Here is a 19,870-nt window from a genome sequence, read left to right on the forward strand (position 1 = left end):
AGCGCTGATTGCAGTGCTGCCTGTGCCGGCCTCTTCGCGGGTGAACCCGCTCCCACAGGGATTGCGCATACCTCAAGGGCAGCGCAGTACCTGTGGGAGCGGGCGTGCCCGCGAAGAGGCCAGCACAGGCTAGCCAATCAACTTACAGTCCTTCGAGCTCGGCCATCAGATCACTGAGCCGATCAGCCTTGGCCTCATCCACCTCGCTACCCTGCAACCCGCGCACATACTCGGCCAACTCCTCCACCGTGCTGCACTCGAACATCGCCCGCAGCGGCACGTTCAGCTGCAACTGCTTCTGCACCCGCGAGGCGATCTGCGTGGCCAGCAGCGAATGCCCGCCCAGCTCGAAGAAGTTGTCATGCACACCGACACGTTCGGCCTTGAGCACGTCGGCCCAGATCCCGGCCAGCGCAGCCTCCAGCTCATCCCGCGGCGCCTGGTAAGCCTGGCTGTGCTGCCCACCGATCTCGATGGCCGGCAATGCCTTGCGATCAAGCTTGCCGTTGGCGTTGTGCGGCAGGCTGGCGAACCAGCCCCAGTGCAGCGGCACCATGTACTCCGGAAGCTCCGCACGCAGGCGCTGCTTGACCTGCTCCAGCAACGCGGCGTCGGCAGCCACGCCCTGGTGCGCCACCAGATAGCCCACCAGGTGCTTGCCATTGGCACCTTCCTGCACCCCCACCGCCGCATCGCGAATCTCGGCCTGCTCGTGCAGACGCGCCTCGATTTCGCCCAGCTCGATACGGTAGCCACGGATCTTCACCTGGTGGTCGATACGGCCGACATACTCCAGCACTCCGTCCGGGCGCTGCCGCGCCAGGTCACCGGTGCGGTACAAGCGCTCACCCGGCGCCCCGTGCGGGTGCGGGATGAAGGCCAGTGCCGTGCGCACCGGGTCGCCGACATAGCCACGGCCGACGCCGGTGCCTGCCACGCACAGCTCGCCCACCGCCCCCAGCGGTACCAAAGCCTGATCCTCGCCATACAGGTACAGCCGGTTGTTGTCGGTCGGCGTGCCGATCGGCAGGTAACTGCCCTGGGTCGAGGCCATGTCGACGCGGAAGAAGGCCACGTCATCCGAGCACTCCGCCGGCCCGTAGGCATTGACCAGGCCGATCTGCGGATAACGCTGCAGCCATTGCGCAGCGAGTTCCGGCGGCATCGCCTCGCCGGTCGGCAACATCCAGCGCAGGCCATCGAGTGCCTGATGATCGTTGGCCAGCATGCCCTGGATCAGCGATGGCACGCTTTCCAGCACCGTGATACCGGCGGCCTGCACATGCGCCAGCAAACCTTGCGGGTCATGGGCGATGGCGTTCGGCACGATCTCCACCCGGGCGCCGAACAACGGCGCGGCGAGGAACTGCCAGACCGAAATGTCGAAGCTCTGCGAGGCGGTCTGGGCGATCACGTCATGCTCGCTCAGGGCCAGGTATGGCACCTTGCTCAGCTGGTTGTTGAGCATCCCGCGCTGCTCGACCATCACGCCCTTGGGCAGCCCGGTAGAGCCGGAGGTGTAGATCACGTAGGCCAGGTTGTCCGGCCCGCTGTGGATGCCCGGGTTGTGGCTGGCGACGCCGCTGCCCTGCACCTCTTCCCACACCAGCAACTGCGGCCGCGTCGTACCCTCAAGTTGATCCAGCAACTGACGCGCCTGCTCGGCACAAGCCGCGCTGCACACCAGCACCGGCGTGCGGCTCAGCTCGATGATACGTTGCAGGCGCGCCGACGGCAGGCCCGGGTCCAGCGGCAGGTAGCCGGCGCCGGCCTTGAAGCTGCCGACGATCATGCCCAGCAGCGGAAGGCCACGTTCGGCCAGCAGGGCAACCGGCTGGTCGATGGCCACGCCCGCGGCAACCAGGGCATGGCCCAGGCGGTTGGCCGCGAGGTTCAGCCCGGCGTAGTCATAAGACGCTTCGAGGCATCGAGCGACGGTTCGCTCAGGATGGGCAGCCACCTGCGCTTCGAACAGTGCCACGTAGCTCTGTTCCAGCGGATAGGCGTGCACGGTGCGGTTGCAGTCGTCGAGCAGGAAGCGCTGTTCTTCCTCGCCCAGCAACGGCAATTCACTGACCTCCCCTTCAAAGCCCTGTACCAGCGCCAGCAGCAGGCGCTTGAACTCCGCCAGCAGACGCTCGACGGTCGGGTAGTCGAAGTAGCGCTGGTCGAATGACAGGTGCAGGCCCAGGTCATCACCCGGGTAGCACACTGCCGTCAACGGGAAGTTGGTGTGGGTGCGGCCCGAGTCGGAAGTGGCATTGAGGTGCTGGGCATGGTCGAGCACTGCGGTTTCCACCGGGGCGTTCTCGAACACGAACAAGCTGTTGAACAGCGGCTGGCCCTTGGGCAGTTCGCTGCAATCCTGGATCGCCACCAGCGGCAGGTACTCGTACTCGCGCAGCTCCATGTTGCGCTCCAGCACGCCCTGCAGCCACTTGCGCACGCTGCGGCGCTGGCCCGGCTCGGGCAGTTGCACGCGCAGGGCGATGCTGTTGATGAACAGGCCGACCGTGCGCTGCATCTGCGGCAGGCTCACCGGGCGCCCGGCCACGGTCACGCCGAAGGCCACGTCGCGGTCACCGCTGTAGCGCGCCAGCACCAGCGCCCAGGCCGCCTGGGCGAAAGTGTTGATGGTCAGCTGATGGGCCTGGGCCAGTTCGCGCAGGCGCACGCCATCACTCACCTCCAGGCGGGTGTAGCAGTCACCCACCACCATGCCGTCACCGGCGTGGTCGTTGCGCAGCGGGCGGTCGCTGGGGAGCGCCGTGGCGCGCTCGAAGCCGGCCAGGTTGGCCTGCCACCAGTTGCGCGCTTCGTCCATGTCCTGGCGCTGCAGCCAGCCGATGTAGTCGCGGTAGCGCGGCGGCACCGGCAACTGGGCCTGGCGGCCTTCGCCGAGGGCCTGGTAGAGCACGAAGAAATCGTTCATCAGCAACGAGCGGCACCAGGCATCGATGAGGATGTGGTGGTTGCTCATCATGAACCAGTAGCGCTCGTCATCGACCCGCACCAGGCGCAGGTGGAACGGCGCCTCCTGCAGCAGGGCAAAGCCCGCTTCCCGTTCCTGTTTGTGCAGGGCTTGCAGGCGTGCCTCCTGGGCCGCCTCATCAAGGCCGCGCCAGTCCTGATAGTCCACTGGCGTGTTGCCCGGCTTGTGGATGATCTGCAGCATGGTCTCGCCGGCATTCCAGCTGAACGAGGCGCGCAGGGCTTCGTGACGCGCCACCACGGCCTGCCAGGCCTGGGCGAAACGTTGCGGGTCGAGGGCGCTGTTGATGCGGTAGCGGTCCTGCATGTAGTACAGGCCGGTGCCCGGTTCCAGCAGGGTGTGCAAGAGCATGCCCTCCTGCATCGGCGTCAGCGGGTAGACGTCTTCGATCTGCGCGGCGGGGACTGGCAGCGCGTCGATCTGCTGCTGGCTCAGGTGCGCCAGCGGGAAGTCCGAGGGCGTGAAGCTGCCGTTGCCATCGGCCAGGCAGTGGCTGACGAGCGCCAGCAGCTCCTGGCGATAGGCTTCGGCCAGCTGCGCGATGGTGCGCTCGTCATAGCGCTCGCGGCTGTAGGTCCAGCGCAGTTGCAGGGCACCGCCATAGACCTGGCCGTCGATGCTGAGCCAGTTCGGCAGCGGCGCATCCAGATCGTGAGCCAGGCCGGCCGGCGCATCCAGCGGCAGGAACAAGGCGGCCTCGTCGAACTGCTGGTCGAACTGGCCCAGGTAGTTGAAGGTGATGCGCGCTTGCGGCAACGCCGCCATGCTTTCGCGGCTGACAGCGTCGCCCAGGTAACGCAGCACGCCGTAGCCCAGCCCCTTGTGCGGCACCTGGCGCAGTTGTTCCTTGATGTGCTTGATCGAGGTGGCACGCGCAGCATCATCTTCGCCGGCCTGTGGGTTCAGGCGCAGCGGGTAGGCGTTGGTGAACCAGCCGACGCTGCGGGTCAGGTCCATGTCTTCGAACAAGCCGTCACGGCCGTGGCCTTCGAGCTGCACCAGCACTTCCTGGTCACCGCTCCAGCGGCACAGGGTGCGGGCCAGCGCGGTCAGCAGCAGGTCATTGACCTGGGTGTGGTAGGCCGCCGGCGCCTGTTGCAGCAACTGCCGGGTCTGCTCTGCGTCCAGGCCGATGGCCAGGGTGTCGGCATGCCGGTGCAGGTTGCCACCCTGCGGGTGATCGCACGGCAGTTCATGGCGCACGCTGCCAAGCTGGCCTTGCCACCAGTCCAGCTCGTCGCGCAGCGAATCGCTGCCGGCGTAGCTGGCCAGGCGCGCAGCCCAGTCGGCCATGGCGTGGGTCTTGGCCGCCAGTGGCTGGCCGCGATACAGCGCCTGCAGGTCTTCGAGCAGCACTCGCCAGGACACACCGTCGACCACCAGGTGGTGGATCGCCAGCAGCAGGCGCTGGGCGCCCTGCCCGTCACTGACCAGCAAGGCGCGCAACAGCGGGCCCCGCTCCAGGTCGAGGCTGCGTTGCACGTCGGTGTACAGCGCCTGGCAGTCGGCGAAGTCGGCGACCGTGGCGGTCCACAGCAGCTGCTCGGCAGACGCAGGAGTAAAGGCCGCCTGCCCCTGGGTGAAGCGCAGGCGCAGGCTGTCGTGGTGCGCTACCAACGCAGCCAGAGCCTGCTCCAGGGTGGCGCGGTCCAAGGGTTGGCGTGCCTCCAGCAGCACCGCCTGGTTCCAGTGCTGCGGCTGGGCCACATCACTGTCGAAGAACCAGTGCTGAATCGGCGTGAGGCCGCTGCGCCCCTCGCGCGGGCCTTGTTCGATGCTGCTCGGCGCGGCGCTGCGGCTGACCACGGCCGCCAGGGTCTGGATGGTCTGGTGCTGGAACAGGTCACGCGGGGTGAACTGCAAGCCCAGTTGGCGCGCACGGCTGACCACCTGAATGGACAGGATCGAGTCGCCACCCAGCTCGAAGAAGTTGTCCTGCACACCCACGCGGGACAGGTTGAGCACTTCGCGCCAGACCTGCGCCAGCTGCTCCTCCAGCTCATTGGCCGGGGCCTGGTAATGCTGGCGGGCCTGCTCCAGGTCCGGTGCCGGCAGTGCGCGGCGGTCGAGCTTGCCGTTGCCCATCAGCGGCAGGCGCTCCAGCAGCACCAGGTGCGCGGGCACCATGTAGTCCGGCAGGTGCTGACGGGCATCGGCCTTGACCGCTTCGCGCAGTGCGGCCTGAGCTTCGCTGTCGGCAGTGGCCTGCTGGCACACCAGGTAACCGACCAGCTGCTTGCCACCCGGCAGGTCGAGGGCCAGGACCACGGCCTCGTCGACATCGGCATGTTCCTGCAGGCGGCTTTCGATTTCGCCCAGCTCGATACGGAAGCCGCGGATCTTCACCTGCTGGTCGGCACGGCCGACGTATTCCACCAGGCCATCGGCACGCAACCGCACCAGGTCGCCGGTGCGGTACAGGCGACCGCCATCACGGCTGAACGGGTCGGCGACAAAGCGCTCGGCGCTGAGGCCCGGGCGGTCGTGATACCCCTGGGCCAGGCCGGCACCGCCGACATAGAGTTCGCCGATACCCCCTTGCGGCAACAGGGCCAGGTCCTCGTCGAGGATGTACGCCGTGCGGGCACCGATCACCCGGCCGATTGGCACGCTGCCAGCGTCGGCGGGCATCACCTCCGGCGCCAGGCAGGCCAGTGGCATGACCACGGTTTCAGTGGGGCCGTAGGCGTTGAAGAACTGCTGCGGGGCAAAGGCCTGGCGAATGCGCTGCAGGTGCTCGCCGGTCAGCGCTTCGCCGCCGGTGATCACCAGCCGCACCGGCAGCTGCTCGCCCTGCCCGGCCAGGTACTGGGCCAGCTGGCTGCCGTAGCTCGGGGTGAAACCGAGCACGCTCACCTGCTGCTCGCGCACCAGCTGGCAGATATCCTCAGCGCCCCACTGGCCCTGAGCGCGCAACACCACGCGGGCACCGCACAGCAGCGGTACCAGCAAGCGTTCGCTGGCCGCATCGAAGTTGATCGAGTAGAAGTGCAGCTCGCAGTCGTCGCTGCGCATGCCGAAGGCGTCGATCACCGCCTGGCAATGCATGGCGATTTCACCGTGGCTGACCACCACGCCCTTGGGCTTGCCGGTGGAGCCAGAGGTGTAGATCAGGTAGGCCTGATGCTGCGGCAGGTTGAGGTTGTCCAGCGGCGCATCGCTGTAGGCACACAGGCTCGCGGCGTCGTCTTCCAGGCTCCAGCGCGCCACGCCATCAGGCAGCTCACCGAGGGTTTCGAGCAGCGCGCGCTGGCTCAGCAGCAAGCCGATGCGGCTGTCCTCGATCATGTAGCGCAGGCGGTCGAGCGGGTATTCCGGGTCGAGCGGCACGTAGGCGCCACCGGCCTTGAGAATGGCCAGCAGGCCGACCACCATCTCCAGCGAACGCTCCAGCGCCAGGCCCACCCGCACCTGCGGGCCGACCCCGCGTTCACGCAGGGCACGGGCCAGGCGGTTGGCCTGCTGGTCGAGCTCGGCGTAGGTCATGTGCTGGCCGGCGAAGGTCAGCGCGCCCGCTTTCGGCGTCCGCGCAGCCTGGGCGGCGAACAGGCCGTGCAGCGTCTGGTCGAGGGCGAAGTCCTGCTCGCCCTGCAACTGGCCGACCAGCACTTGCTGCTCGGCATCGGCCAGCATCGGCAGTTCGCACAGGCGCTGCTGCGGATTGTCGAGCAGGCCGACCAGCAGCTGCTGCCAGTGCTCAGCCATGCGTGCGATGCGCGGCTCGTCGAACAGGTCGCGGCTGTAGGTCAGGCAGCAGCCCAGGCGGCCGTCGAGGTCGGTGACCTCCAGGTACAGGTCGAACTTGGTGGCGCTGGCGTCATTGACCAGGTAATCCACCTGCATGCCGGCCAGCTCACGGCTCTGCTGGAAGGCCCAGCGCTGCACGTTGCACATCACCTGGAACAACGGGTTGTAGGCGCTGCTGCGCGGCGGTTGCAGGGCCTCGACCAGCTGGTCGAATGGCAGGTCCTGGTGCGACTGGCCTTCGATGGCGGCCTGGCGCACCTGGTCGAGCAAGGCGGCGGCGGTCATTTGCCCGTCCAGCTCGCAACGCAGCACCTGGGTGTTGAGGAAGGCACCGATCAGGCCTTCGCTTTCCGGGCGGATACGGTTGGCCACCGGCGCGCCGATGCGCAGGTCACGCTGGCCGCTGTAGCGATGCAGCAACGCGGCCAGCGTGGCGGTCATGGTCATGAACAGGGTCAGGCCGCGCTGGTTGTTGAACGCATGCACGCGGGCGACCAGTGCCGGGTCGAGGTCGAAACGGTACAACTCGCCACGGTGGCTCTGCACGGCCGGGCGCGGGCGGTCGGCGGGCAGTGCCAGCACCGGGTGCTCATCGCCGAGGCGGGCTTTCCAGTAGGCCAGCTGACGTGCGCCCTCGCCGCTTTCCAGCCATTGCCGTTGCCACACGCTGTAGTCCAGGTACTGCACCGGCAGCGGCGCCAATGGCGACTCGCGGTCATCGACGAAGGCTTCATAGAGCTCGCCCAGTTCGCGGGCGAAGATGTCCATGGCCCAGCCTTCGGTGACGATGTGGTGCAGGGTCAGCACGAAGTAGTGTTCACGGTCCTCGGTCTTGGCCAGGCAGGCGCGCAGCAGCGGGCCGCGTTCCAGGTCGAATGGCTGGTGGGCCTGGTCGTCAGCCAGTTGCTGCAGGCGCTGCTGACGGGTATCGGCCGGCAGCGCCGTGAAGTCCTGCCAGTCCAGTTGCAGCCCGCTGTCGTCCGCCACGCACTGGTACGGCACGCCGTCGATGCTCGGGAAGGTGGTGCGCAGGGTCTCGTGACGCACGATCAGCGCCTGCAGGGCGCGTTCGAAGGCATCCACATGCAGCACGCCCTTCAGTCGCGCCATGCCGCCGACGTTGTAGGCGGGGCTGTCCGGCTCCATCTGCCAGAGGAACCACATGCGCTGCTGCGAGTACGACAGCGGCACCGCCCGGCGGCGGTCGACCAGGGCAATCTCACCCTGCTGGTTGCACTCACCGGCAGCGCGGATACGGGCGATTTCCTCACAGAACGCAGCCAGCTCGCTGGCCTCGAACAGCGCTTTGAGCGGCAGCTCGACATCGCACGCCTGGCGGGTCCGCGAGACGATCTGGGTGGCCAGCAGCGAGTGGCCGCCGAGGGCAAAGAAGTCATCGTGCAGGCCGACCTGCGGCAAGTTCAGCACCTCACGCCAGATGCCCGCGACCTGCTGCTGCAGCGCCGTCTGTGGCTCGACATGGGCACGCTGCTGCCAGACCGGTGCGGGCAACGCCTTGCGGTCGACCTTGCCGCTCGGGCCCAACGGCATGCGCTCCAGGCCGATCAGTTGGGACGGCACCATGTACGCCGGCAATTGCTCGGCCAAGGCGCCCAGCAAGCCATCGGACAACGCGCTGCCGCTATAATAACCGACCAGTTGTGCACCGACCGCGTCGTGGTGAATCAGCACCAGTGCCTGTTCGACACCCGGTTGAGCCAGCAGGCAGGCCTGCACTTCTTCAGGCTCGACGCGGAAGCCACGCACCTTGACCTGCTGATCGAGACGCCCGAGGTATTCCAGGGCTTCGCTTTGCACCTGCCAGCGGGCGCGGTCGCCGCTACGGTAAAGGCGCGCGCCATTGCCATCGGCCTGGGGCACGAAACGTTCGGCAGTCAGGCCCGGGCGGCCCAGGTAACCACGGGCCAGGCCGGCACCGCCCAGATACAGCTCGCCCGGCACGCCAGGCGCAGCCAGTTCAAGCTCATCATCCAGCACCCGGCAGAGCACGTTGGCCAGCGGGCGACCGATCGGCGAGCGCTCGCCATCTTCAGCCTGGCAATGCCAGTGGGTGACGTTGATGGCGGTTTCGGTCGGCCCGTAGCGGTTGTGCAACTGCACCTGCGGCAGCAGCTGCAACACACGGTCACGCAGGTTCGAAGGCAGCGCCTCACCACCGGAGAACAGCCGGCGCAGGCTGCTGCAGCCAGCGGCAAGCGGCTCTTGCACGAACACCTGCAGCAGCGGCGGCACAAAGTGCAGCGTGGTCACGCCATGCTGCTGCACCAGGGTGGCGATGCGCTGCGGGTCGCGGTGCTCGCCGGGGCCGGCCAGCACCAGCTTGCAGCCGGTGATCAGCGGCCAGAAGCACTCCCACACCGACACGTCGAAGCTGATCGGAGCCTTCTGCATCAGCACGTCACTTGCGTCCAGCGCATAGCGGGCCTGCATCCATTGCAGGCGCTCGGCCAGGGCGGCATGGGTGTTGCCCACGCCCTTTGGCTGGCCGGTGGAGCCAGAGGTGTAGATCACGTAGGCCAGGTTGTCGCCGTGCAAGTGCAGGCCCGGCGCCTGGCTTGGCCAGCTGTCCAGGTGCAATTGGTCGAGGGCGATGGCGCTGACACCGTCGACCTGCGGCAGCGTGCCAAGCAGGCTGCTGTGGCTGAGCAGAAGGCTGGCCTGGCAATCACCCAGCATGTAGGCCAGGCGCTCGGCCGGGTAGTCGACGTCCAGCGGCACGTAGGCACCGCCCGCCTTGAGGATGGCCAACAGGCCGACCAGCAGCTGCGGCGAACGCTCGACCGCGATGGCCACGCAGGTGTCGGGGCCGACGCCTTTGTCGCGCAGGTAGTGCGCCAGGCGGTTGGCCTGCTGGTGCAGCTCGGCGTAGTCGAGGCTGCCGCCTTCCCAGACCAGCGCGGTGCGCTCCGGGGTCAGGCGGGCCTGTTCGTTGAGCTGCTCGACCAACAGCCGTTGCGGGGCGGGCGCGGGTGCCTCACCCCATGCCAGCAGTTGCTGGCGACCCTGCTCGTCCAGCAGCTGTACGTCACCCAACGGCAGTTGCGGCTGTGCGCAGACTTGCTCGAGCAGCGCCAGCAGGTGCTGGGCCAGGCGCTTGACGGTGCTGGCTTCGAACAGCTCGGCGGCGTAGTCGAAGGCCAGGCTCAGGCGGCCCTGATGGTCTTCCTCACTGTGCAGCTGCAGGTCGAACTTGGCCTCGCGGCTGTGCCACGGCAGCTCTTCGGCGAGCAGGCCCGGAAGACGGCGCAATGCCGAAAGGTCACGCTGCTGGTGGTTGAACATGACCTGGAACAGGCCCTGTTCACGCGCTTCGGGCAGGGCTTCGAGCAGTTGCTCGAACGGCAGGTCCTGGTTGGCCTGGGCGTCGAGGGTCGCACCGCGCACCTGGGCCAGCAGCTGGGCGAACGGCAGGCGGCCATCCAGCTGCGCACGCAGCACCTGGGTGTTGATGAAGAAGCCGACCATGCCCTGGGTTTCCTGGCGCGGGCGGTTGGCATTGGGCACGCCGACGCGGATGTCGCCCTGGCCGGTGTAGCGGTGCAACAGGCCTTGCCAGGCGGCCAGCAGGACCATGAACAGGCTGGCCTGCTGTTCACGGGCCAGGCCCTTGAGGGCGTCGGCCAGCTTGGCCGGGACTTTCACGGCCAGGCGGGCAGCGCGGTTTTCATGCTGGCTGGAGCGCGGTTGGTCCGGGTACAGGTCGAGCACTGGCAAGTCATCACCCAAAGCGGCTTTCCAGTAGCCGAGCTGACGTGCGCTTTCACCTTCGGCCAGCCACTGACGCTGCCAGGTACCGTAGTCGGCGTAACCCAGTGTCAGCGGTGCCAGCTTGGCGTCCAGGCCCTGGCAACGGGCGGCATACAGCTTGGCGAACTCGTCGAGCAGAATATTCAGCGACCAGCCGTCGGCGACGATGTGGTGCAAGGTCACCCACAGTTGGTGATCTTCGTCGTCCAGGCGCACCAGGGTCACGCGCAGCAGCGGGCCCTGGGTCAGGTCGAAGGGCTGTTGCGCCTCTTGCTCGCGGCGCGAGATCACCTGTTCAGGCGCCAGCCCTTCCAGGTCCAGGCGTTGAAGGGTGAAAGGCTGCTCCGGCAGTACGCGCTGCAACGCCTGCCCATCCTCCTCGCTGAACACCGTACGCAGCGATTCGTGGCGCGCTACCAGCGACTGGAATGCGGCTTCAAGTGCGGCCTCATCCAGCTCGCCGCGCAGGTGCAGACCGGCAGGAATGTTGTAGGCCGCAGACTGCGGCTCAAGCAGCCAGGTGAGCCACAGGCGGTTCTGTGCCAGCGACTGCGGCAGGGCCTGGCCACGGTTCAAGGTGGTGATAGCGGTGGTTACACCGGCACCTTCAGCAAGGACGGCTGCCACGCCAGCGCTGTACTCGGCCAGCGTCGGCGCCTCGAACAAGGTCCGCAGGCTCAGCGGGATACCCAGCTCATCGGCCAGGCGCGCAGTGACCTGGGTAGCGGCGATGGAGTTGCCACCCAGCAGCAGGAAGTGATCGTCCGCAGCAACCGCCTCAATCTTGAGGACTTCGCGCCAGATGCCGGCGATGCGTGCCTGCAGCTCATCGCCGGTTGCCATATCAGCGGCCGGCTCTGCAGCCGTGGGGAAGCGCGCATAGCAATCCAGGCTGCCATCATTCATGCGCAGACGGCAGGCCGAACGCTGCAGCTTGCCGCTGGAGGTCTTCGGTAACGCCCCCGGATTGAGCAGCAGGACCACGGCCGGTGCCTGGCGACAGGCCTCGGCGATCACTTGGCGCAGGGTCTTGATCAGGTCTTCGGGTTTTACCGCCTTTTGCACGTTGCGGCTGATTTCCACCGCCACGCCGATGCCCTCCTCGCCCCGGTCGTCGACGGCGAATACGGCCACCCGGCCCTTGCGCAGGACTTCGACCTCACGCTCCAGGGTCTTTTCCAGGTCTTGCGGGTAAAGGTTCTGGCCGCGGACGATCAGCATGTCCTTCAGTCGCCCGGTGACGAACACTTCGCCGTCGCGCATGAAACCGAGGTCGCCGGTCCGCAACCAGGTCTGGCCGTCCATTTCGACGAAAGTGCGCGCCGTGGCCTCAGGGTTGCGCCAGTAACCCAGGGCGATGCTCGGGCCGCCGGCCCAGATCTCGCCAACCTGGTTGTCGCCCAGCACCTCACGCTGCTGTGGCTCGACGATGCGCACCGCGTGGCCTGGCTGAGGGTAGCCGCAGCTCATCAGTACACTGCCCTTGCCGGCCTCGGCGCGGTTGGCGGCAAACGCTTCGGCATCCAGCTCCAGCGCGCCGATACCCTGGCCACGGCGGCTGCCGCTGACGAACAAGGTGGCTTCGGCCAGGCCATAGCTGGCAAAGAAACTGCTCGGCTGGAAACCGCAGGCGGCGAACTTCTCGGCGAAGGTGGCGAGGCTGTCCTGGCGAATCGGTTCGGAGCCGGAATAGGCTACGCGCCAGCGGCTCAGATCGAGGCCGGCCAGGGCCGCTTCGCTGACCCGTTCGCTGCACAGCCGGTAGGCGAAGTCTGGCCCGCCACTGATGGTACCGCCGTATTCACTGATCGCCTGCAGCCAGCGCAGCGGCCGGGCAAGGAAGTAGCCCGGCGACATCAGCACGCACGGCACGCCACTGAAGATCGGCTGTAGCAAGCCGCCGATCAGGCCCATGTCGTGGTACAGCGGCAGCCAGCTGACGATCACATCGTCCGGGTTGAGGTCGATGCCGAAGCCCACGCGAATCAGCTGTTCGTTGGCCACCAGGTTGCCGTGGCTGACCTGCACGCCTTTGGGCAGCGCGGTGGAGCCGGAGGTGTATTGCAGGAAGGCGATGTCGTCCGCCTTCAGCTGCGGCTCGCGCCAGCTGGCGGCCAAGGCCGGATCAAGCGCATCCACTGCGAGCAGTTCGGGGGCGTTGTCGCCGGTCAGGGCTTCGAGATCCTGCAGGCTTGCCTGCAGCGCGCCAACGGTCAGCAGCAGGCGTGGTTCGGCGTCGTCGATGATCGACAGCAGGCGCTCCTGGTGGTGGCGGCGTGTCGACTCCGGTGGGTAGGCCGGCACGGCAATCACCCCGGCGTACAGGCAACCGAAGAACGCCGCCACGTAGTCCGGGCCACTGGGGAACAGCAGCACGGCCCGCTCGCCGAACCCGGCGCGGGCCTGCAACGCCGAGGCGATGGTGCGCGCACGCGCGTCCAGGTCGCGATAGCTGAGCACGGCCTGCTCGCCGGGGGCATCGGCCAGAAAGCGCAGGGCGATGCGGTCCGGGGTTTGCGCGGCGCGTTGCGCCAGGGCCTGGACCAGCGAGAGCGGGAGTTCGAAGGCGTCCGTCATGGGGGGTTCCTGCCAGTGTCTGGTTAAGTCGGGCTGGCTGCCCCGCACAAGGTCGGCGGGCAGCGGCAGCGGCCGGATGTACACAGGGGAACGGATGGGCGCGGCGGGAAATTAGCCGTGTGGGCGGGGGCACAAGGTGAACTGCATCACGTGGTTGCCCTTAGAACAGAAACTAATGGAAACTCATTAACTTTCGTATTTGACAATCATTATCATTCTGAATAGTTTGTCGCACGTCGTAGGAAGCTTCCCCAAATGGGGTGCTCCCTTTCCCCTTCGAGACAAGGTGATTTCCATGGCGGAACAACTATCCACAAGTAAGTGCGATTCACCATTACTCCAGGCGTTCGTCGACAATCGCAGCATTTTGGTCAAGATCGCAGCACGCATCACCGGCTGCCGCTCGCGCGCCGAGGATGTGGTGCAGGATGCCTTCTTCCGGCTCAGTGCCGCCCCGCAGATCACCTCGTCGTTCAAGGCGCAGCTCAGCTACCTGTTCCAGATCGTGCGCAACCTGGCCATCGACCATTACCGCAAGCAGGCGATGGAGCTGAAGTATTCCGGCAGCGAAGAGGAAGGCCTGAACGTGGTCATCCCGAACGCTTCGCCCGAGGCCACGCACATCAACCTGGCTGCGCTCGAGCACATCGCCGAGGCGCTCAACGAACTGCCCCAGCGCACCCGCTATGCCTTCGAGATGTACCGCCTGCATGGTGTGCCGCAGAAGGACATCGCCAAGGAACTGGGCGTGTCGCCGACTCTGGTCAACTTCATGATTCGCGATGCCCTGGTGCATTGCCGCAAGACGGCCAACCGGCAGGCCTGATACGTCGGCGTCGCCTGCTTCGCGGGCATGCCCGCTCCCACAGGTACCACGCAGGCATCGAATCCTGTGAAATCACTGTGGGAGCGGGCTTGCCCGCGAAGCAGGCGACGCGAACTCAAACCAGTTTGCAGCGATCGAAGAATCGCTCCCGTCCCAGGATCATCAGCGCCGCGCGCTTGTGCGGGAAGTCGAATTCCTTGTCGCAATGGAAGCACTGATCGTGCATGTAGCCGATCATCTTGCCGTTGTCGGCACGGGGCTCAGCCACCACCCGCTGGGTGCGCGGGTCGTCCAGGAACAGGTAGTGCACCAGTGCCGAAAGCCAACTGGCGACCTTGTGCGGGCCACGGTGCGCCTCTTCCCCCACCAGCATGTGGATGCCACGGTCGTAATCATCGGCCGGGTAGAACGGCGCAATCCGATCCTCCTTGGCCCAGTACGCTTCGAAGTAGGCAAACGGCTGGTCATCGAAACAGCCGATCAGGGTCAGGGTATGCGGGTCGGCCTCAAGCTTGGTCAGGTATTCGCGGTGCTGCTCCAGCGAGCCCGCCTCCTGCCAGAATTTCTCCACCCGCGGGTTGTTCTGCCAGCGGTTGAAACGCTCGAGGTCCTGGTCGACTTCCAAGGTGCGCAACGACACCCAGGCACCCAGCCGCGCATCGAAGCGGCGATACACCTCGCCACGCGGCTTGGGTGCCCGGCGCGGGTGGCGCTTGCCGTTGCTGAACTGCATCTGCTGCGGGTAAACACCGCCGCTCGAACTGCCCAGCCATGGCTGCGGCAACTGCCAGAACAACGCGCGCTCGCACCGGTAGACGCCGGCGACTTCGCCGGCCACCAGCAAGCCGCTGGCCAATGCTTCCGGAACACTCGTGGGCAAATGCACGTCCAGGCGCTGGCGAGCCGGGTCGCGGGACAGCAGCCAATAGCAGGCCGCCCATAGCGCCTGCTGCGGGCGCTCCGGGCACAGGCTTTGGACATGCACTTGCAGCGTTTCGCCTGGTTCCAGACGCAGCTGGATCAATGGCCGGCCTTCTAGGGTCAGGCTCAACCGACGGTCATCCTCCTCGGCATCGAGGCTGCGCCAACGGGGTAAAGACAGGGGCTGCGAAGCGGCATCGAACGGCATGGTCTTGGCTCACGAAAGAATGAAAGAAAGGCTCACTTCTGATGACGTGCCCATACCCGGGGAATTTAGTCGTTCGGCGCGGCGACGGTGATCCGGTAGGGCTGGAAGATGCGCGTCAATTCGCCCGTGTCGCGCAGATAGCGCAGCAGCTCGGCGAACTTCTGATCGGTGATCGGGGCACCGGGACGCAGCAAGGCATAGTGGTGGTAGACCTGATCGATGCGCTGCGAGGCGATCAGCTGGTTGAGGCTGTCGGGGTTGCGGGCCAGGAAGTCGCTCAGGTAGGAGCGCGTCACCAGGGCAATGTCGGCACGGCCAGCCTGAACCATGAGCAGGTTGCTGTCGTGGGAATAGGTGAGCGTAGCGTTGTAGGCTTTGCGCAGGTAGTTGGGGTCAGGGTTGAAGTTGGCGAAGGCGTAGTGATAGCCGTTGAACAGCGCCAGGCGCTTGCCACCCAGGCTGTCGAAGTAATGCTGGTCACGGCCATTGAGCTTCCTGGCGACGAACACTTCGGCATCTTCCAGGCCCATGTCCACCGTCTGGTGCGGAATCTGCTGCCAGCCCCATTCGGGGTTCTCGAAGATCGCCATGTCGGTGCGGCCTTGCTGGAAATCACCAAAGCGCCGCTGAATGGAGGTGGGCACCAGGACGAAGTGGTAGTCGTGCTGCAGGCGGTTCAGCGCCTCGACCAGCTGGGGCAGCAAACCGGTGTCGGCACCCTGCTCCGGGCGCACGGTATAAGGTGGGAAATGCGCGGCGCCGATCTTCACGTCGATGGCGTCGGCGGCCCACGCCGGCCCCGCCAGCCAGGCCGCAGCCAGCATCATCAGAGTGGAGATTACCTTCAGGCCGGGCGCTGGAGTCAAAGCGGACGCTCATCACGGTTCATACCTGGATGCGCTTAAGCTAGGCGTTTTCCCGGCATGGCACAACTGCTGGTTATGCCAAAGTGAGGGCATTTCGCCAGGGGATGCCGTGTGGCCAGACATTGGCTACGCTGCTTTGGCATGTATGGCGAGGGAGCCTGGTATGGGCCACTGGTTGGTGATCGACCTGGAAGCCACCACCGATGACGGTGGCTGGCCGGTCACGGAGATGGAAATCATTGAAATTGGCGCCAGCCTGGTAACCCGCGAAGGCCGTGAAGTGGACCACTTCCAGCGCTTCGTGCGGCCCCGGAGGCGGCCGCAGCTGACACCGTTCTGCCGCGAGCTGACGCACATCAGCCAGGCCAGCGTCGACAGCGCTGCGGCCTTCCCTGAAGTGTGGGCGCGTTTCGAACGCTGGCTGGGGCACCACCGCGGGCAGTTGCAGGCCTGGGTCAGCTGGGGCGACTACGACCGCCAGCAGCTGTTGCAGGAATGGCGCCAGCATGAGGTCGACAGCCTGCTGCGCGAGCTGCCGCACATCAACCTCAAGCAGCGCTTCGCCAAGGCTCGCCACCTGCAGCGCCCGACCGGCCTCAATGGCGCGTTGCAGCTGGCGGGCATGCACTTCTGCGGGCAGCAGCACCGAGCCCTGGAGGATGCGCGCAACACCGCACGCCTGCTGCCCTTGAGCCTGCCCGCGAACGGCACTTGAAAGCAGATGACGGGGCGAATGGGCTTGGGCATACTGGCCAGCCCTTTTTCACCCCCCTTCTTTCAGGAGTCGCCCATGTTCCAGGTCAACGAGTACTTCAACGGCACTGTCAAGTCGATCGCCTTTGCTGGCGCAGAAGGCCCTGCCACCGTAGGCGTGATGGCCCCGGGCGAATACGAGTTCGGCACCGCCAAGCGTGAAATCATGCATGTGGTTTCCGGCGCCCTGACCGTGAAGCTGCCGGGCAGCGACAACTGGGAAACCTTCAACGCGGGCGACAAGTTCAACGTGCCGGCCGACAGCAAGTTCCAGCTGCAGGTGAAAGTGGATACCGCTTACCTGTGCGAGTACCGCGACTAAGCGCCAGCCTGTACCGGCCCTTTCGCGGGCGCGCCCGCTCCCACAGGAGATCGCGTACTCCTGTGGGAGCGGGCATGCCCGCGAAGAATCCAGCGCTAATCCTTCAGGAAACCCGCTACTTTTTCAGCCGCCGCCTGCAAGTGCTGCTCATGGCTGAACCCCGAAGCCTTCAGCGGCTTCAGGTCATGATCCCCCGCCACCAGCCAGCTCACCTCGATCGCCGGTGACAGCGCATACCCCTCCACCGCCTCCCGATTGCCCAGCGCATCGCGCTCGCCCTGCACGATCAACGTGCGCGTCTTCAGCTCGGCCAGGTGCTCGACCCGGGGCTTCTCCGGCTTGCCCACCGCATAGAAGGGATACCCCAGGCACACCAGCGCATCCGCCTCCAGTTCGTCGGCCAGCAGACTGGCCATGCGCCCACCCATCGACTTGCCGCCAATGGCCAGCCGGCCCGTGACCAAAGGTCGCACCTGCTGGTACACCTCGCGCCAGCATTCCAGCAGCACCTTCTGCGGATTGGGCGGCCGTTTGCCGCCGCCGTTGCGCCGCTCGGCCATGTAGGGGAACTCGAAGCGAACCACCCCGACCCCAAGCGCCGCCAGCCTTTGCGCGATTTCGTCCATGAACGCGCTGTCCATCGGCGCACCTGCGCCATGGGCCAGGATCAGGCACGCGGACGCGCGCCCTTCCCCCCCGTTTCGCGGAGGATCGCAGCGCAAGCCTGGGACATTTCCGACTTGCGCCCATTGATCCCCGTCAATACCGGCACTTTGCCCATTACTCATGCTTGCCTCGCTGTAAAGCCTGCCAAAATAACCGTGGATGGGAACCCATACATGAACACAACCAGCAGTACCGCCTATAACTACAAGGTGGTCCGCCAATTCGCCATCATGACGGTGGTGTGGGGAATCGTCGGGATGGGGCTCGGTGTCTTCATCGCCGCCCAGCTCGCCTGGCCTTCCCTCAACTTCGACCTCCCCTGGACCAGCTTCGGCCGCCTGCGACCCCTGCATACCAATGCGGTGATCTTTGCCTTCGGCGGCTGCGCCTTGTTCGCCACCTCCTATTATTCGGTGCAACGCACCTGCCAGACCACCCTGTTCGCACCGGGACTGGCCGCGTTCACCTTCTGGGGCTGGCAACTGGTGATCCTGCTGGCGGCCATCACCCTGCCGCTGGGCTACACCAGCTCCAAGGAATACGCCGAGCTGGAATGGCCGATCGACATCCTGATCACCATCGTCTGGGTCTGCTACGCCATCGTGTTCTTCGGCACGCTGATGAAACGCACCACCAAGCACATCTACGTGGGCAACTGGTTCTTCGGTGCCTTCATCCTCACCGTGGCACTGCTGCACATCGTCAACAACCTGGAGCTGCCGGTCAGCCTGACCAAGTCGTACTCGGTCTACGCCGGTGCCACCGACGCCATGGTGCAGTGGTGGTATGGCCACAACGCGGTGGGCTTCTTCCTCACCGCCGGCTTCCTCGGGATGATGTACTACTACGTGCCCAAGCAGGCCGAACGCCCGGTGTATTCCTATCGCCTGTCGATCGTCCACTTCTGGGCGCTGATCACCCTGTACATCTGGGCCGGCCCGCACCACCTGCACTACACCGCCCTGCCGGACTGGGCGCAGTCGCTGGGCATGGTGATGTCGCTGATCCTGCTGGCACCGAGCTGGGGCGGCATGATCAACGGCATGATGACCCTCTCGGGCGCCTGGCACAAACTGCGCAGCGACCCGATCCTGCGCTTCCTGGTGGTGTCGCTGGCGTTCTACGGCATGTCCACCTTCGAAGGCCCGATGATGGCCATCAAGACCGTCAACGCTCTGTCCCACTACACCGACTGGACCATCGGCCACGTGCACGCCGGCGCCCTCGGCTGGGTGGCGATGATCTCGATCGGCGCGCTGTACCACACCATCCCGAAAGTGTTCGGCAAGCAGCAGATGCACAGTCTGGGCCTGATCAACGCGCACTTCTGGCTGGCGACCATCGGCACCGTGCTGTACATCGCCTCGATGTGGGTCAACGGCATCGCCCAAGGCCTGATGTGGCGCGCGGTCAACAGCGACGGCACGCTCACCTACTCGTTCGTGGAAACCCTGGTGGCCAGCCACCCAGGCTTCATCGTGCGCTTCGTCGGCGGCGCGATCTTCCTCAGCGGCATGTTCCTGATGGCCTGGAACACCTGGCGCACCGTGCGTTCGCCGGCGCTCGACGCCACCCCTGCGAACGCCCAGCTGGCTTGAGGAGACCTGCCTGATGAAACATGAAGTCATCGAGAAAAACGTAGGCCTCTTGGCCCTGCTGATGGTGTTTGCCGTGAGCATCGGCGGCCTGACCCAGATCGTCCCGCTGTTCTTCCAGGACGTCACCAACAAGCCGGTCGAAGGCATGAAGCCCTACACCGCGCTGCAACTGGAAGGCCGCGATATCTACATCCGTGAAGGCTGCGTCGGCTGCCACTCGCAGATGATCCGCCCGTTCCGCGCCGAAACCGAACGCTACGGCCACTACTCGGTCGCCGGCGAAAGTGTTTGGGACCACCCGTTCCTGTGGGGCTCCAAGCGCACCGGGCCGGACCTGGCCCGCGTCGGTGGCCGCTACTCGGACGACTGGCACCGCGCGCACCTGTACAACCCGCGCAACGTGGTACCGGAATCGAAGATGCCGTCGTACCCGTGGCTGGTCGCCGAAAAGGTCGACAACAGCCACACCGACACCAAGATGCGCACCCTGCGCACCCTGGGCGTGCCGTACACCGACGAGGACATTGCCGGCGCCCGTGATGCCGTCAAGGGCAAGACCGAGATGGACGCCCTGGTCGCCTACCTGCAGGTGCTCGGCACCGCCATCAAGAACAAGAGGTAACCCC

General features: G+C 66.0%; 9 protein-coding genes. 5 read left to right on the plus strand and 4 right to left on the minus strand.

Annotated features, from left to right (window positions below):
- Positions 1-142: 142 nt before the first annotated feature.
- The gene (locus N430_RS09965) at positions 143-13,084 is read right to left on the minus strand and encodes a non-ribosomal peptide synthetase (RefSeq protein WP_110636774.1); all 12,942 of its coding nucleotides are present in this window, start codon (positions 13,082-13,084) and stop codon (positions 143-145) included.
- A 295-nt stretch (positions 13,085-13,379) separates the two neighbouring features.
- On the opposite strand from N430_RS09965, the gene N430_RS09970 reads away from it, so the two are divergent.
- Positions 13,380-13,910 (plus strand): RNA polymerase factor sigma-70, encoded by a 531-nt coding sequence (locus tag N430_RS09970; RefSeq protein WP_079229034.1) that lies wholly within the window; start codon positions 13,380-13,382, stop codon positions 13,908-13,910.
- Positions 13,911-14,025: 115 nt separating this feature from the next.
- Here N430_RS09970 and N430_RS09980 read toward each other — a convergent pair whose 3' ends face one another.
- Complete coding sequence (locus tag N430_RS09980) at positions 14,026-15,039, minus strand: GNAT family N-acetyltransferase (RefSeq protein WP_110636771.1); 1,014 nt, start codon at positions 15,037-15,039, stop codon at positions 14,026-14,028.
- A gap of 65 nt (positions 15,040-15,104) precedes the next feature.
- Positions 15,105-15,905, minus strand: coding sequence for an ABC transporter substrate-binding protein (locus N430_RS09985; RefSeq protein WP_110636768.1), 801 nt, complete (start codon positions 15,903-15,905; stop codon positions 15,105-15,107).
- Between the two features lie 163 nt (positions 15,906-16,068).
- Between N430_RS09985 and N430_RS09990 the strand changes: the two genes are divergently transcribed.
- A complete protein-coding gene (locus N430_RS09990) occupies positions 16,069-16,620 on the plus strand; it encodes an exonuclease domain-containing protein (RefSeq protein ID WP_110636765.1) in 552 nt (183 codons plus the stop codon).
- Between the two features lie 75 nt (positions 16,621-16,695).
- Complete coding sequence (locus N430_RS09995) at positions 16,696-16,980, plus strand: pyrimidine/purine nucleoside phosphorylase (RefSeq protein ID WP_110636762.1); 285 nt, start codon at positions 16,696-16,698, stop codon at positions 16,978-16,980.
- Between the two features lie 95 nt (positions 16,981-17,075).
- Here the strand turns inward: N430_RS09995 and N430_RS10000 are convergent, their stop codons facing one another.
- Entirely contained in the window at positions 17,076-17,768 is a 693-nt protein-coding gene (locus N430_RS10000; RefSeq protein ID WP_110636759.1) for an alpha/beta family hydrolase, read from the minus strand.
- A gap of 51 nt (positions 17,769-17,819) precedes the next feature.
- Here N430_RS10000 and ccoN point away from each other — a divergent pair, with 51 nt between their 5' ends.
- The gene (ccoN, locus tag N430_RS10005) at positions 17,820-19,244 is read left to right on the plus strand and encodes a cytochrome-c oxidase, cbb3-type subunit I (RefSeq protein WP_110636756.1); all 1,425 of its coding nucleotides are present in this window, start codon (positions 17,820-17,822) and stop codon (positions 19,242-19,244) included.
- A 13-nt stretch (positions 19,245-19,257) separates the two neighbouring features.
- Positions 19,258-19,866 (plus strand): cytochrome-c oxidase, cbb3-type subunit II, encoded by a 609-nt coding sequence (gene ccoO / locus N430_RS10010; RefSeq protein WP_054884101.1) that lies wholly within the window; start codon positions 19,258-19,260, stop codon positions 19,864-19,866.
- The last annotated feature ends 4 nt before the right edge of the window (positions 19,867-19,870 follow it).

The sequence above is a fragment of the Pseudomonas sp. CC120222-01a genome (genome assembly GCF_003097235.1).
GTDB lineage: Bacteria > Pseudomonadota > Gammaproteobacteria > Pseudomonadales > Pseudomonadaceae > Aquipseudomonas.